At 67.2% G+C, this 13,864-nt stretch carries 13 protein-coding genes; 3 read left to right on the top strand and 10 right to left on the bottom strand.

Going from position 1 to position 13,864, the window contains the following annotated elements; genetic code table 11:
- The first annotated feature begins 519 nt into the window (after window positions 1-519).
- The gene (locus ACF8LI_RS27295) at window positions 520-801 is read left to right on the top strand and encodes a hypothetical protein (protein WP_392414600.1); all 282 of its coding nucleotides are present in this window, start codon (window positions 520-522) and stop codon (window positions 799-801) included.
- A gap of 246 nt (window positions 802-1,047) precedes the next feature.
- On the opposite strand, the gene ACF8LI_RS27290 is transcribed toward ACF8LI_RS27295, so the two are convergent.
- From ACF8LI_RS27290 to ACF8LI_RS27250, 9 genes are all read right to left on the bottom strand, one after another.
- Window positions 1,048-1,803 (bottom strand): 5'-methylthioadenosine/adenosylhomocysteine nucleosidase, encoded by a 756-nt coding sequence (locus ACF8LI_RS27290; protein WP_392414599.1) that lies wholly within the window; start codon window positions 1,801-1,803, stop codon window positions 1,048-1,050.
- A gap of 103 nt (window positions 1,804-1,906) precedes the next feature.
- On the bottom strand, window positions 1,907-2,704 hold the full coding sequence (locus tag ACF8LI_RS27285) for an aspartate dehydrogenase (RefSeq protein ID WP_034363548.1): 798 nt from the start codon (window positions 2,702-2,704) through the stop codon (window positions 1,907-1,909).
- Between the two features lie 54 nt (window positions 2,705-2,758).
- Window positions 2,759-3,565, bottom strand: coding sequence for an IclR family transcriptional regulator (locus ACF8LI_RS27280; RefSeq protein ID WP_392414598.1), 807 nt, complete (start codon window positions 3,563-3,565; stop codon window positions 2,759-2,761).
- 22 nt (window positions 3,566-3,587) lie between these two features.
- Window positions 3,588-4,418, bottom strand: a complete 831-nt coding sequence (locus tag ACF8LI_RS27275; protein ID WP_338498806.1) for an alpha/beta fold hydrolase — start codon at window positions 4,416-4,418, stop codon at window positions 3,588-3,590.
- Between the two features lie 188 nt (window positions 4,419-4,606).
- Complete coding sequence (locus ACF8LI_RS27270; protein WP_016449821.1) at window positions 4,607-5,137, bottom strand: cupin domain-containing protein; 531 nt, start codon at window positions 5,135-5,137, stop codon at window positions 4,607-4,609.
- 199 nt (window positions 5,138-5,336) lie between these two features.
- Window positions 5,337-6,533 (bottom strand): MFS transporter, encoded by a 1,197-nt coding sequence (locus ACF8LI_RS27265; protein ID WP_392414597.1) that lies wholly within the window; start codon window positions 6,531-6,533, stop codon window positions 5,337-5,339.
- Between the two features lie 22 nt (window positions 6,534-6,555).
- Window positions 6,556-7,440, bottom strand: a complete 885-nt coding sequence (locus tag ACF8LI_RS27260; protein ID WP_141830764.1) for an NAD(P)-dependent oxidoreductase — start codon at window positions 7,438-7,440, stop codon at window positions 6,556-6,558.
- 136 nt (window positions 7,441-7,576) lie between these two features.
- Window positions 7,577-8,167: a TetR/AcrR family transcriptional regulator gene (locus ACF8LI_RS27255; protein ID WP_013804518.1), complete on the bottom strand. Its 591-nt coding sequence runs from the start codon at window positions 8,165-8,167 to the stop codon at window positions 7,577-7,579.
- Between the two features lie 81 nt (window positions 8,168-8,248).
- Complete coding sequence (locus ACF8LI_RS27250) at window positions 8,249-8,740, bottom strand: Lrp/AsnC family transcriptional regulator (protein ID WP_016449824.1); 492 nt, start codon at window positions 8,738-8,740, stop codon at window positions 8,249-8,251.
- A gap of 143 nt (window positions 8,741-8,883) precedes the next feature.
- On the opposite strand from ACF8LI_RS27250, the gene ACF8LI_RS27245 reads away from it, so the two are divergent.
- Both ACF8LI_RS27245 and ACF8LI_RS27240 read left to right on the top strand, forming a co-directional pair.
- Entirely contained in the window at window positions 8,884-10,329 is a 1,446-nt protein-coding gene (locus ACF8LI_RS27245) for a transporter (RefSeq protein WP_392414596.1), read from the top strand.
- A 235-nt stretch (window positions 10,330-10,564) separates the two neighbouring features.
- Window positions 10,565-12,016 (top strand): Fic family protein, encoded by a 1,452-nt coding sequence (locus tag ACF8LI_RS27240; protein ID WP_392414595.1) that lies wholly within the window; start codon window positions 10,565-10,567, stop codon window positions 12,014-12,016.
- A gap of 60 nt (window positions 12,017-12,076) precedes the next feature.
- On the opposite strand, the gene ACF8LI_RS27235 is transcribed toward ACF8LI_RS27240, so the two are convergent.
- A complete protein-coding gene (locus tag ACF8LI_RS27235; RefSeq protein WP_126311140.1) occupies window positions 12,077-13,756 on the bottom strand; it encodes a long-chain-fatty-acid--CoA ligase in 1,680 nt (559 codons plus the stop codon).
- Between the last annotated feature and the right edge of the window lie 108 nt (window positions 13,757-13,864).

Raw genomic sequence — 13,864 nt, 5'->3', positions numbered from 1 at the left:
CCGCGACCCCTGCGCTTGGCTCCGGGGCAACCTGCGTCGTGGCGGTTGCGGGGTTCGCTGCGGAACTCGCTGCGTTCACTGCGTGAACTCCGCTCAGACAACCGCAGCGAGTCAGTTGACGAAGCAGTCCTGTCCTTCGGCAGGACTGCAACCCCGCAACCACCACGCCGCAGGCGCGTTCATACGGGGAGTGGATGCGGGCCGTCGCTTCGCTCGGCCTGGGGTTTGAGGCAGGGTTGTGGAATGCCTCTATGATTTCGGTGGCCCCCTGTTCCGGGGCTGGTGCTTCAAAACACCTTCTCTCAAAGCGGTGCGGCCTCTCCGTTAACGAGGCCTTGTCACGTCTGAATCACTGGACAGTGGGCGCATGCCCACGTCCCTGCGGTTACGGGCGGGATGGGGCTACCCGTAAGGGCGTCCGCACGGCTTTGAGCGTGTTTTGAACATCCCGTCCACCTTCTTCGTGCGTCAAAACGCGGATTTGGTGGTTTCACGTCTCTCTCAAAGGAGCACGGAAACATGAGCGATCAACAGCATCCTCTGCCCGCCCACGCCAGCATCGAGCAACTGGCCCGCACCCTCTCCGAAACCAATAGCTGGGTCCGCGAGGGCTGCAATGAGATAGGGGCTCTGGCCCAACTGGCCCTAGCCAGCCTGCATGCGCCGGAGGACTACCAACGCCCGCAAGCCCTGGCCCACGCCCTGCGCACCATCCGCGACGCCGCCGAGTCCCTGACTGACTACGTGCAAGGCGAAGCCAGAGCCGCAGGCTGCGACGCCACGTACCGCGCCAGCACATAGCCAGGCCGAGCGCAGCGAAGGCTCCGGCTGTTGGCTGCCCCTCAGCCTCCCCCCTTCTGCCAACGCAGGTCGCCCGTAGCGAAGCGAAGGGTCGTGGGCAGTGCGGGGCGCGCTTCTTTACCTACTTTCTTATGGCCGGCACTCCGGTCGCGCGATAAGAAAGTAGGTCGGCCGCCGGGCCGAACCCCGGCCTCGAAAAACACCCCCCCCGGCAGGGTCAAAAAACGCCCCCACCAGCGTCAAAAATCAAACAGCAAGCCGCCGCAAAAACCCATCCACCACCCGCAACGCATACCGACTCGCCACCACCCTCACAAACTCCGCAAAGTCCACATGCGCACTGTCATCCGCCCGATCGGAAACCGTCCGCATGGCCGCAAACGGCACGCCATAGTCCAGGCAGGCCTGCGCCACGGCGGCGCCTTCCATCTCCACCGCCAGCACCTCATGCCCTGCAGCACGCAGGCCCTGCGCCAGGGCGCAAGAAGCGCTCGCCGTGCCCACGAACTGGTCACCGCTGGCAATCAGCCCCTGGTGCGCGCGCGGCGCCGTGGTGGCGTGGGCGGCGCGCAGGTCTTCGCCCGCCTCGGCCACGCAGGCCTGGGCAGCCGCCAGCAGCGCGGCGGTCATTTCAGGGTCGCAGGGCAGGCGCGTGCGTCCGTAGCCGGGCATTTCCCAGCGCGGGAAGATGGGCGAGGCGTCCAGGTCGTGCTGCAGGTATTCGTCGGCCACGACGACATCGCCCACGCGCACGCCTTCGCCCAGGCCGCCGGCGACGCCGGTGAAGGCGATGCGGCGCACGCCGAAGCGCTCGATCAGCGCCGTGGCCGTGGTGGCGGCCGCCACCTTGCCTATGCCCGACAGCGCGCAGACCACGTCGTGCCCGTGCAGGCGCCCGCGCCAGAACATGCGGCCGGCGTGGGCCGTGCCCTGGGCGTCGGACAGGGCATGGACCAGGCCTTCCTGTTCCTGCGGCAGGGCACTGAGGATGGCGATGGTCATGGTGGCTTCTCTTTCAACGGCACAGGGAAAAAGCAAAGGCGGCCCGGGGGCCGCCTGCGGGGCGAAAGCGCCCATTGTGCCGCGAGCCTGTGCCCGGCGCGGCTCAGATGGCGATGGCCGTGGCCTGGTTGAGCACGGCGCGCACCACGCTGTAGACGGTGAGGGCCGAGGTCTTGGGGTTGGCCGCCAGCGGCTTGCCGCGCATGGTCAATTCCATGGATCCGAAGGCGCCGCGCGCGGCCACATGGTGCACGTTCTCGTCCACGCCCGGGTCGGCGTACAGGCGCACCGTGGTGCGGTCCAGGCCCATGCCGGCCAGCGACAGGGTGGCGGCCACGTTGGCGTTCTTGGGGTAGAGCTGGGCGGCCTCGCGTGCGCTGCCTTCGAAGATGCAGAAGGCTTCCTTGAGGCTGGCGAGGTCGCAGCGCTGTTCTGCGGGCGTGCCGGTCCAGGCCAGGGGCGGCTTGCGGCCGGTGTAGACCACTTCATCCAGGCCGCCGATGCGCGCAGCGGCCAGCGCATCCACGCCGCCGATGGCACCCGACAGCAATTGCACCTGGGTGCCTCCGGCCTCGGCCGCCGCCTGCACGGCCTCGGCCATGCCCGGGGCGCTGAGTGCACCGATGGAGGCCACGACGGCAGGAATGCCGCGCCGCAGGGCGGGCAGCACATGCTCCTCGATGGCGGCATGGCCCGCGCACTCCACGATGAGGTCGGGCCGGTCTTCGGCCGCCAGCGAAGGCACGGCACGCGCCTGGGGCGCATGCAGGGCCAGGGTGGCGCGCACGGCGTCGGTCACTTCCGGCACAAGCACCCAGCCCACCTGCACGGCGGCATGTCCCTTGAGCAGTTCTAGCACGCTGGCGCCAATCGCACCGCAGCCAATCACAGCAATCTTCATCGTCATATCTTTCTGGGAAGGAATGCGCTGGCGGCCGGTGTGCCCACCATCCGTTCAGCGCAGAAAACCGGGATGCTGGGTGCGCAGGTGGCCGGCCAGCTCATCGGCGGCGGCACGTACCTGCTCCACCCAGTCGGCCATGCGGCCGGGAGCGATTTCGGTGAAGGCCACGGCCATGCCCAGGCCCGCCACGATGCGCCCCTGCGCATCGCGCACGGGCGCGGCGATACTGGAGACGCCGGGCTCGTAGAAGCCCTCGCCCATGGCGTAGCCGCGTTCATGGTCCTGCTGCAGCAACTGCAGCAACTGCTCCACGCTGCGCGGCGTGCTTTCCGAGAACTGGGGCAGTTCGCTGCCGCCGAACAGGGCGCGCAGCTGGTCCGCGTCCATGTCCTGCAGCAGTGCCCGGCCCAGCACGGTGGCATGGGCCGGCAGCCGCGAGCCCACGCGCACGGCACCCTGGAAGGCGCCGGCCGGCGCAATGCGCGCCACGTAGACCACGGAGGTGCCGTCCAGCAGCGCCAGGTTGGTGGTGAAGCCCAGCCGGTCGCACAGCGCCTGCAGCACGGGCTCGGCCAGTTGGGCCAGCGGCTGGGTGGACAGGTAGTCGTAGCCCAGGCGCAGCACGGCCAGGCCCAGCCGGTATTCGGTGCCCGAGCGTTGCAGATACCCCATGCCCTCCAGCGTCGTCAGCATCCGGAACACCGTGGACCGGGGCAGCGCCAGGGTGCGCGCCAAGTCGGGCGCGCTCCACACGGGCTGCGAAGGCGTGAAGCAGGCCAGCAGGCGCAGGCCGCGCTCCAGCGCGGGAACGGTGTAGCGGTCGTTGTCGGTGGAGAGGGTTTCGGAGGTATCGCTCATCGCAATTCGGGCAGGTAGGCCATCAGGTCAGCAGGGTGGCCAGCCTCTGTGCGACATCCGCAGGTTGTTCGACGACAGAGGCATGGCCGGCTGCCGCAAGCGTAACGTACCGCGCCCCCAGTCTTGCGGCCCAGGCCGCGCAGGCAGCCGGCGGCGTGACCACGTCGTGCTCTCCCACCCAGACCTCGACCGGCATGGCAAGGCGCCCCGCCGCCTGCCCCAGGTCGCTGCCGCACAGCAGTTCCACGGCCTGGGCGTAGCCTGCGGCATGCAGGCGCGCCGTGTTCCAGCGCACCCATTGGCGCACGGGCTCGGGCGCGGCGGGCGAGACCAGGCGCTGGTCGATGGCGGCGGCCAGGCCTTCGATGCCTTTTTCCTGCAGGGCCGCAAGACGGCCCTGGCGTACCTTGGCCTGCTGCTCGCCCATGCCGGGTGCGCCATAGCCGCCAGCGGGGCTGATCAGCACCAGTTGCTGCACGCGCCCGGCACCGGCCTGCACCGCCCAGGGCGTGCCCATGAGCGCACCCAGCGAGTGGCCCACCAGCAGGCAGCGGCGCACGCCCAGCGCCTGCAGCGACTGCTCCAGCACGCGGGCGTAGTCGGCGCCCGTGGGCGCGGCGGGTGCCAGCGGCGTGGAGCGGCCATAGCCGGGCGCGTCCCAGGCCAGCACGCGCGTGCGCGGCGCCAGCGCCAGGGCCACGTCCATCCAGGACGCGGCGCCCGAGCTGATGCCGTGCAGCATCACCACGGCAAAGTCCGAGGCCGTGTCGCCGGCCTCACGCCAGGCGACCTGGGCGCCCCCGGGCAGGGCGATGAGGTGTTCGGGAAACTGCGCCTGAAGGCGCTGCTCCATGCATGCTGTTACCGAGGGGGTCATTTCAGTTATCCATGGCGATGGCATGGCCCTTCAGCCATGAGACTGGCACGATCCACGCCAGGGACAGCAAGCGAGGGCCTGCGCCGGCTGCACCGCCCCGCCGCGAGGCTGTCGTCCCCCTTTCAAGGGGGAAGGCGCGAAGCGCCTCAGGGGGTGCTCCATTTCTAGCGTTTGATTTTTGCCAGAGGGTGCTCGGGCGGGTATGTGGGCGTGATGGGCTTCTTGGCACCCAGCATCACGCACATCAGCGCGTCTTCGTCGCCGATGTTGATTTCCTCGCGGTACACGCCGGGCGGCACGGAGACCACGTCGCGGTCGGTGAGGATGGTCTCGAAGCGCTGGCCGTCCTTCTCCAGCACGAGCTTGAGCTTGCCGCGGATCAGGAAGAAGACTTCCTCCACATCGGTATGCAGGTGCGATGGGCCTTCATTGCCGGCCGGGATGACCATGGTGGAGAAGGTGAAGTGCTCGGCCGGGATGGTGTTGCTGTCCGCAGCCACGCCCGTGCCGCCCGTGCCGATGTAGCGCATCTGGCCACGGCGGTACTTGGGATCGAAGTCGGCCTGGAACTTCAGCGCGTCGAAGTCGTACTTGCGCGTGGAAAACCGCGCCACGCGCGATTCCATCCATTGTTCGAAGCTGGAGCCTTCGGGCTGGTCCCAGGTGCGGGGCGTGTTCTGAGCGGATTCGGACATGTGTCTCTCCATCAACGTCGGTGGATCATGGCGGGGAAGGTGCCATTTGTTTTATCCATGAATCACAGTTCATGGGGTAAAACAATTATAGGAAGATTGATCGCACGCAACAAGGGCCACATGCGCAGCGGCATGTGGCCCCTTTGCTGCCCCGTCTGTTAGGGAACAGCGATGCGGGTGCAACAGCGATGGCCGTGCCTCAGGCAGCCATGCTGCGCCGCCCAGGCCGAAAGCCCGCCTGGCTGGCCGGCCAGACCACGGACAGGCAGGCCAGCGCCAACACCCCCAGCGCCCAGGGCAAGGCGCGGGCACCCAGCCAGCCCAGCAGCAGTCCGCCGGCCACGCCGCCGCTCGCCACGGCCAGGTTGAAGACCGTCACCAGCATGGACTGGGCCACGTCGGCGCCCTCGCCTGCCGCGTCGGCCAGCGCGGTCTGCAGCAGCGTGGGCGCGCCGCCAAAGCTCAGGCCCCAGGCCGCAACGCCGATCAGAACGGCCACGGCCGACTGCCCGGCCAGGCCCAGCACCAACGCAGACATGGCGAACAAGGCCAGGCTCAGCACGGTGAGTGCGCGCAGCCAGCGGTCCACCAGCAGGCCCGTGAGCCAGATGCCGGCAATGGCCGCAAGGCCGAACAGCAGCAGCACCACATCCACCCTTTGCCCCAGCCCTGCAGAGACCAGGAAAGGCGCGATGAAGGTGTAGAGCATGTTGTGTGCGAGCATCCAGCCGAACAGCGCCAGCAGCACGGGGCGCACGCCGGGCATGAGCAGGATGCGCGCCACGGGCAGGCGCTGCTGCGCCGTCTGCCCGGCGTAATCCGGCACACCCAGCCGCACCCAGGCCAGCAGCAGCAGGCACAACGCCGACAGCGCCCAGAACACGCCGCGCCAGTCGAACAGGCTGCCCAGCCAGGCGCCCAGCGGCACGCCGGCCGCCAGGGCCAACGGCTGGCCCACGCCCGCCACGGCCAGTGCACGCCCCTGCAGATGCGGCGGCACCATGCGCCGCGCATAGCCAGCCACCAGCCCCCAGATCACGCCCGCAGCCATGCCTGCGGCAAAGCGGGCGACCAGGGTCAGGCCGTAGTGGCCGGACAGCGCGGTGAGGCTGTTGAAAAGCAGCAGCCCGCCCACCGCCGCCATGAACAGCGGCCGGCGCCTGAGCCCGCGCGTGGCGGCCACGACGGGAATGGCGGCCAGTACCGAACCCAGCGCGTACAGCGTGACCATCTGGCCGGCCATGGCTTCGGACACTGCCAGTCCCGTGCCGATCTGCGGCAGCAGGCCGGCCGGCAGGGTCTCGGTCATGATGGCCAGAAAGCCTGCCATCGCCAGGGCCAGCAGCCTGCCCAGCGGCAGGCCCGTGTCGCCGGAGGTGTCCATGGGCTGGTTCATTGCCTTTTCCTTGCTGCGCATCTCAGGCATGGGAGGCTGGATGGGATGCCAGGTGGGATGCCGCCATGTCCTTGTCGCCATGCCCGGCGGCCAGCGCGCGCTCGAAGCGGCGCAGCCCGGCCTGGGCGCCATCCAGCAGCAGGCCTGCGCCGGCTGCGGCATCGGCCACCAGTTGCGCGTCCTTGACGGCATTGGCCACGGTGAAGCTGGCGTCGTAGCGGCCTGACAGCATGGCAGCGGCCTTGGCCTGGAAGAAGCCGCTGTCCATGGGCCCGCCCGTGACGGCATCGACCACCAGGGCCGGTTCTATGTCCAGCCCCTTGGCCAGCGCCAGGCTTTCGGCCAGGCCATGCGTGAGTGCGAAGGCCCAGTGGTTGAGCGCCAGCTTGAGCCGGCTGGCGGCGCCTGCCTGCTGCGCAATCCACAGGCTGCGTTTGCCGATGGCATCGAACACCGGCTGCGCCTGGCCGCGCTGCGCCAGCGGGCCTGCGGCCAGGATGACCAGCTGGCCCTGCTCGGCCGGCTGGCGCGTGCCCTGCACGGGGCAGTCGTAGAACACCAGGCCATGCCGATCGGCGAACTGCGCCAGCGGCGCGATGGCGTCCACACCCACCGTGCTCAGTTGCAGCCACAGTGTGCCCGGCTGCAATGCGGGCGCTGCAGCCTGCATGGCCTGCAGCACGGCCGGCCCGTCCTTGAGCACAGTGACGACGATGCGGGCGCCACGCACGGCGTCGGCCGCATCGCCACAGGCCTGAACGCCGTCGGCCGCAAGGGCCTGGGCCTTGGCGGCCGTCCGGTTCCAGGCGCGGACGGTGAAGCCCTTGCGTTGCAGGTTGCGCGCGACGGGCGCACCGATCAGGCCCGTGCCGAGCACGGCAATGGTGGTTTGAAGGTTTGAATGCATGGGAACTCCTGGGTGATGAGAGAGTGGAACAGACACGGAAAACTGAGATCCGCATTACTGGAACGATCATTCCAATTCAAGGAAAATAAAAACCCGCAACGGCACGACATGCGCGCGGCGGGTGGCGGGTGGCCGGCTATTGCGCCTGCAGCGCCATGTCGACCACGTCGACCACATCCATCAGGCACTGGCGGCGCTGCGGCGCGCTGCTGCCCTTGCCCAGCACGCGCAGGCCCTGCACGGTGTTCAGGACGAAGCGCGCCAGGGCGCGCGGCTTTTTGCTGTCGGTGATATCGCCTTCCTGCTGGCCGCGCAGGATGAGCTTTTCCAGCGCCTTTTGCAGGCGCTGGAAGTTGCCGGCCACCCTCTCGGCCACGGCCTCGTCATGGCCGGCCAGCTCCAGCGCGGCATTGGCGACCAGGCAGCCCCGGCGCCCGGCATCGCTCAATTCGTCCTGCACGATGCGCAGCAGCAGCTGCCGCACCAGGTCCCGGGCGCGTCCCGGGCCGGACAGCAGTTCCACGTTGGAGGTGGTCACGGCCTCATAGCGGCGCAGCGCATGCTGGAACAGCCCCTGCTTGTTCTCGAAGGTGCCGTACAGGCTGCTGCGCGACAGGCCCGTGCCGTCCACCAGGTCCTGCACCGAGGTGGCCGCGTAGCCGCGCTGCCAGAACACCTGCATGGCGGCGTCTGCGATGTCATCGGGGTCGAAGTCCTTGGTGCGCATGGTGGCTCATTGAATTGGAACGATCATTCCATTCAATGTAGGCGGCCGTTTGGCGGCTGTCAAGATTGCGCTAAATGGCCTTCACTCGCAGGGAATTTCCAGCCCGACCTTCACGCGGTCCAGCGCCACGATGGTCTTGAACCATTTGACGTTGGGGTTCTCGGCAAACAGGCGCCGCGCCAGGGCCTCGTACTCCTGCATGGTGGCCACGGTGAGGACGAGCACGAAGTCCACCTCGCCCGTGACGTAGTAGCACTGCTGGACCTCGGGCACGGCGAAGTGCGATTTCATGGCGTTGAGCGCATCGATGCTGGTGCGCTCGGTCATGACCTCCACGATGATGGTGATGGGCCGGCCCACGCGCGTGGGGTCCACGGTGGCGGCCTGGCCGGTGATCACGCCTTCGGCCTGCATGCGCTTGAGCCGGCGCTGCACGGCGGCCGTGGACAGGTTGACCTGCTCGGCCAGCAGGCGCAGCGGCACCGTGCTGTCGCGCTGGACGATGGCCAGGATGGCGCGGTCGAAGCCGTCCAGATCGGCCAGGTGTGCAGGGTGGGCGGTGTGCTTGGTCATGGGAAGCGAGGACTTTTGGAGGGTGAGAAATTTTCTCGCAAACACCCTCAATTCAGAGACCAAAAAACAGGTGCCGCGAAATAGTATTTCGTCGTTTTCCGCATCCAACGCATGCGGACCTGCCTGCCGAGAAATCCCATCCCATGGCCACCCTGCTCCACCTGTCTCCCGTGTTTCTTGTGATGTCCATGCTCATGGTTTTGCGCCGCCCGCCTGTGCAGGCGGCCATGGCCGGGGCGGCGCTGGTCGCCCTGCTGTGGCTGGTCGATGCCTGGATGGCGAAGGGCACCGCCGCTTCCGGCGCCGCCCTGGCCGCAGCGCGCGACACGGGCGTGCTGTTCCTGAGCACGGCCTTCGTGATCGTGCCGGGCCTGGGTTTCGTGATCCTCATCGAACGCATGGGCGTCAACCAGGCGCTGAGCCAGTGGGTGCGCTCGCTGGGCCTGGGGCCGGCCGATCAAGTGGTGTTCATCGTGCTGGGCCTGGCGCCGCTGCTGGAGGCGATGACGGGCTTTGGCGTGTCGCTGATCGCCACCGTGCCGCTGCTGCTGAGCCTGTTCGAGCGGCGCGCCGCACTGCGCATGGCGCTGGCGGGCATGGCCATCATGCCCTGGGGCACGCTGGGCCTGGCCACGGTGATCGGAGCCTCGCTGGCCCATGTGGATGCGGCGGCGCTGGCCGCTGTGTCCTCGCTGACCAGCGCGCCGGTGTTTCTGGTGCTGGGCGCCCTGTCCCTGCACCTGGCAGGCGAGCGCGGTGCGCGGGCCTGGCTGCTGCTGGGCGGCTTTGGCCTGCTGTTCGTGGGCGTGCTGCATGGCATCAGCCGCTGGCTGGGTCCCGAGGTGGCGGGCGTGGGCGCAGGCTTTGCGGTGGCGCTGGGCATGCTGGTACGCGCACTGCTGCTGCGCGGCACGGCCCAGGCGGCACCCGGCTGGCCGCGACAGGCCTGGCCGTATCTGGCGCTGGCCCTTGCCATCGTGCTGCTCAAGCTGCTGGCCCTGGCCACGCAGTGGGACCAGCGCTGGATCGTGCAGGGCGCCCAGGTGGCCTGGAAGCCGCTGGCCTCCCCGGGCGTGGCGCTGACCCTGGTGCTGGCCCTGCTGCTGGCGCGCGGGGCTGGCCGTGGCGTTGCCCTGGCTGGTGCACTGGCCGCCCGCGCCAAGCGCCCGCTGCTGACCATCTTCTTCTTCCTGGCGATGTCCCAGATGATGGTCAAGGCCGGTTTCCTGTCCGGCCTGGTGCAGATGCTGGCCGAACTGGCGCCTGCGGCCCTGGCGCCGATCGTGGCCGCCTTCGGTGCGCTGGCCGGCTACATGACGGGCTCCAACGTGGGCGGCAACGCGATCTTCATGCCCGCCATCGCCCTGCTGCCCGAGTCCTCGCGCCTGCTGCTGGCCGCCGTGCACAACAGCGCCGCCGGGCATGCGGCGCTGGGCTCTTTGTCCATCGTGATGCTGGTGCTGGGCCTGGCACGGACCACCGCGCAGGAAGAAGGCGAGCTGGTGCGCTTCGGCTTTGCGCTGGCGTGTGCCAATGCGGCTTTGGTGGCGTTGGCGGCTTTGGTTGTGGGTGGGATGGGGGTGGCTTGATACTCGTTAAACAGTATTTTCCCGTCAATAAATCCAATAATTTTGAGAATTTACGTCAATTCTGTCTGTTCATTTGCACAAGCTTCCAGTTTTCCGACAAGCCTTGTGCCTCGCCAATGCATGGATTATCGAAGTTTCGCGACATTTATTTAAGTAAATGCAATAATTTCCGTCAATCATCCAAGCGCTGGTCCACCAAACCATGAAGAAAACGTCAATCCTCGATGACACGCTTTTGCTCAACGCGGAGCTAACGGCTGCGCAGCAGCGAACGGTGCAGCGCCGGGTGGCAAACGGCGAGCTATTCCGGATTCGCGCGGGCGTGGCCACCTCCATCGGCAAAGAGTCGGAATGGCCTGCGCTGCTGAGCCGCAACCTCACGCGGATCGTGGCGGCATTTGCACCTCAAAGCGTGCTCAGCTTCAACACTTGGTTCACTGGCGGCCGCACGGTCCGTGGGGAAGTCCACCTGGTGGGAGAAGCGCGCAAGACGGTGAGGCTGCCCGGCCTGACCCTTCAGGTCTGGCAAGGGGCGCCTTGCCAACCCGGCGATGTGCCCATGAGCGGCCGCCCTGTCTACTTCGCTTCGCAAGAACGAGGGCTGCTGGAGAACCTGTGGCGCAATGTGGGCTCCAGGGCTGCCGGCAAGGCCGGAGTGGAAGAGAAGCTTCTGGAAATCTGCGATGCGCGGGGCGAGAAAGCGCTGAACCAGCTGCGAGACCAAGCTCGCGCGATTGCGCCTGCGCTGGGTCGCCAGGCAGAGATGGCAACGCTGGAGAACCTCATCGGAGCGATTTTGAGCACACGGTCACCCGCCCATCTTCTGACGGACAAGGCCAAGGCGCGCCGGGCAGTCCCGCCTTACGACAGCGACCGCATGGGCCTGTTCGAGACTCTGGCTGCGCATCTGCGCAGCACGGAATTTCCCCGCATTCCTTCGGTCGCACGCAGCGATGCCGCAAAACGCCATTTCGCCTTCCTGGAAAGCTACTTCTCCAACTTCATCGAAGGCACCGAGTTCGAAGTCTCTGAAGCACGCGGCTTCGTGCTGCAGGGCGTTCCCATCGAGCACAGGCCCCAGGACTCTCACGACATCATCGGGGTCTACGAGCAATGCCTGAGCCCCAGCTGGTCGACCCTGACCTTGCCGGCCGGCGAGCCCGTGCTGCAGCAATTGCAGGATCGCCATGCCTTGCAGATGAAGTACCGCCCCGAGGTCGCCCCAGGCGCTTTCAAGCTCAAGGCAAACCAGGCTGGCAACTCTGCCTTTGTGCTGCCCGGGCTCGTGCGCGGGACCCTGATCGAGGGCAGCAAGCTGCTTGCCAGCATTCCGGAAGGCTTGGCGCGTGCGCTGTTTTCCATGTTCCTGGTGGCCGAGGTCCACCCCTTCGACGACGGCAATGGCCGGCTGGCGCGTCTGGTCATGAACGCTGCGCTGACCTTGGTCGATGAATGCCGGATCATCATCCCGACGCTGTACCGGGAAACCTATCTGGACTGCCTGCGCCGCCTGACCAGAGAGGCCGACCCTGTGCCGTTCGTGAAGGCCATGACGCACATCCAAAGCTGGACCAGCCGCTTCGACTATGAAGACATGGACCAGGTCATCGCGGCGATGCAGTCGTGCAACGCCTTCGAGCGTTCGCTGACGCAATACAAGCTCAACATGCCTGCGTCACGCGAGTAAGAACTCCCAATGAAAAGAGGCGCCGCAGCGCCTCTTTGCAAACACGGCAAGCCGCCCGCGTTACTTGCTGTCGCGCAGCTCCCGGCGCAGGATCTTGCCAACCGGGGTCTTGGGCAGTTCGGTGCGGAACTCGATCACGCGGGGCCGCTTGTAGCCCGTGAGGTTGTCGTGGCAGAAATCGCGCACGGCCTGCTCGGTGAGGCTGTCGTCCCTGCGCACGATGACCAGCTTGACGGCCTCGCCGGTCTTCTCGTCGGGCACGCCGACCACGGCGCATTCGAGCACGCCGGGGCAGTTGGAGACCACGTCCTCCACTTCATTGGGATAGACGTTGAAGCCGCTGACCAGGACCATGTCCTTCTTGCGGTCCACGATCTTGAAGTAGCCGCGCTCGTCCATGGTGCCGATGTCGCCGGTGCGAAAGTAGCCGTCGGCGGTGAACACCTTGGCGGTTTCGTCGGGGCGCTGCCAGTAGGCGGCCATGACCTGCGGGCCCTTGATGGCGACCTCGCCGCGCTCGCCGATGGTGGTCACGTCGTTTCCTTCGTCATCGACGAGCTTCATCCAGGTGCTGGGCAGGGGCACGCCGATGGTGCCCGAGAACTCGGTGGAGGTGACGGGGTTGCAGCTGGCCGAGGGACTGGTCTCCGACAGGCCGTAGCCCTCGCAGATGGGACAGCCGGTCTTTTGCAGCCACAGCTGGGCCACGGCGCTTTGCACCGCCATGCCGCCGCCGACCGAGACCTTCAGGTGCGACCAGTCCACGGTGTTGAAGTCCGGGTGGTTGGCCAGGCCGTTGAACAGCGTGCTCACGGCCGGGAAGCTGTGAAAGCGCTGCGTGGACAGTTCCTTGAGCGTGGCCTTGAGGTCGCGCGGATTGGGAATCAGGATGGTTTTGCCGCCCGTGCGCATGGACAGCATCATGTTCACCGTGAAGGCGAAGATGTGGTACAGCGGCAGCGCGCAGATGCTGGTGGGCTGCTCGCCGGCCGGCACCTTGCCCATGGCGGGCTGGTTCCAGGCCTCGGACTGCAGCACGTTGGCGATGATGTTGCTGTGCAGCAGCACCGCGCCCTTGCTCACGCCCGTGGTGCCGCCCGTGTACTGCAGCAGGGCCATGTCGGAGGCCTGCAGCTGCGGCGCCTGGAAGGGCGAGCGCATGCCCTTGGCCAGCGCGTCGTTGAAGCGCACGGCCCCCGGCAGCGAGAACGGCGGCACCAGCTTCTTGACCTTGCGCACCACGTAATTGACGATGGCGCCCTTGAGCATGCCCAGCTGGTCGCCCATGGTGCACAGCACCATGTGCTGCACGGGCGTGGCGGCCTTGCAGGCCTGCAGCGTATGGGCGAAGTTCTCGATGATGACGATGGCCTTGGCGCCCGAGTCCTTGAGCTGGTGCTCCAGTTCGCGCGCCGTGTACAGCGGGTTTACGTTGACCACGACGAAACCGGCGCGCAGCACGGCGGCCACGGCCACGGGGTACTGGGGCACGTTGGGCATCATCAGCGCCACGCGGTCGCCGCGGGCCAGGCCCAGGCTCTGCAGATAGGCAGCGAAGGCGCGGCTTTGCGCATCGACCTGGGAGTAGGTCAGCTCCTTGCCCATGAAGGAATAGGCCACACGGTCCGCGTAGCGGCTGAAGGCCTCCTCCATCAGGGCCACCAGCGAAGGGTATTGGGAGGGATCGATGTCGGCGGGCACACCTGCCGGATAGGCACCCAGCCATGGGCGGTCACTCATGCTGCTTGTCTCCTGGTTGTCTCGACTAATCGTGCATTCTCATAAAAAGCACGGTCGTTCGATACTGTGATAACCCTAGTACTACCCCTAGGGTCCGCATTGCGTTGC

It is taken from the genome of Delftia sp. WSY_12 (assembly GCF_043104645.1).
In the GTDB taxonomy this organism is placed as follows: Bacteria; Pseudomonadota; Gammaproteobacteria; order Burkholderiales; family Burkholderiaceae_C; genus Comamonas; species Comamonas tsuruhatensis.
This window is presented reverse-complemented; position numbering and strand designations above follow the sequence as displayed.

Bases quoted from the DNA above. Each gene is read 5' to 3' on its own strand.
- ACF8LI_RS27295 (WP_392414600.1), top strand. From the start codon at position 520: ATGAGCGATCAACAGCATCCTCTGCCCGCCCACGCCAGCATCGAGCAA.
- ACF8LI_RS27290 (WP_392414599.1), bottom strand. From the start codon at position 1,803: ATGACCATCGCCATCCTCAGTGCCCTGCCGCAGGAACAGGAAGGCCTG.
- ACF8LI_RS27285 (WP_034363548.1), bottom strand. From the start codon at position 2,704: ATGAAGATTGCTGTGATTGGCTGCGGTGCGATTGGCGCCAGCGTGCTA.
- ACF8LI_RS27280 (WP_392414598.1), bottom strand. From the start codon at position 3,565: ATGAGCGATACCTCCGAAACCCTCTCCACCGACAACGACCGCTACACC.
- ACF8LI_RS27275 (WP_338498806.1), bottom strand. From the start codon at position 4,418: ATGGAGCAGCGCCTTCAGGCGCAGTTTCCCGAACACCTCATCGCCCTG.
- ACF8LI_RS27270 (WP_016449821.1), bottom strand. From the start codon at position 5,137: ATGTCCGAATCCGCTCAGAACACGCCCCGCACCTGGGACCAGCCCGAA.
- ACF8LI_RS27265 (WP_392414597.1), bottom strand. From the start codon at position 6,533: ATGAACCAGCCCATGGACACCTCCGGCGACACGGGCCTGCCGCTGGGC.
- ACF8LI_RS27260 (WP_141830764.1), bottom strand. From the start codon at position 7,440: ATGCATTCAAACCTTCAAACCACCATTGCCGTGCTCGGCACGGGCCTG.
- ACF8LI_RS27255 (WP_013804518.1), bottom strand. From the start codon at position 8,167: ATGCGCACCAAGGACTTCGACCCCGATGACATCGCAGACGCCGCCATG.
- ACF8LI_RS27250 (WP_016449824.1), bottom strand. From the start codon at position 8,740: ATGACCAAGCACACCGCCCACCCTGCACACCTGGCCGATCTGGACGGC.
- ACF8LI_RS27245 (WP_392414596.1), top strand. From the start codon at position 8,884: ATGGCCACCCTGCTCCACCTGTCTCCCGTGTTTCTTGTGATGTCCATG.
- ACF8LI_RS27235 (WP_126311140.1), bottom strand. From the start codon at position 13,756: ATGAGTGACCGCCCATGGCTGGGTGCCTATCCGGCAGGTGTGCCCGCC.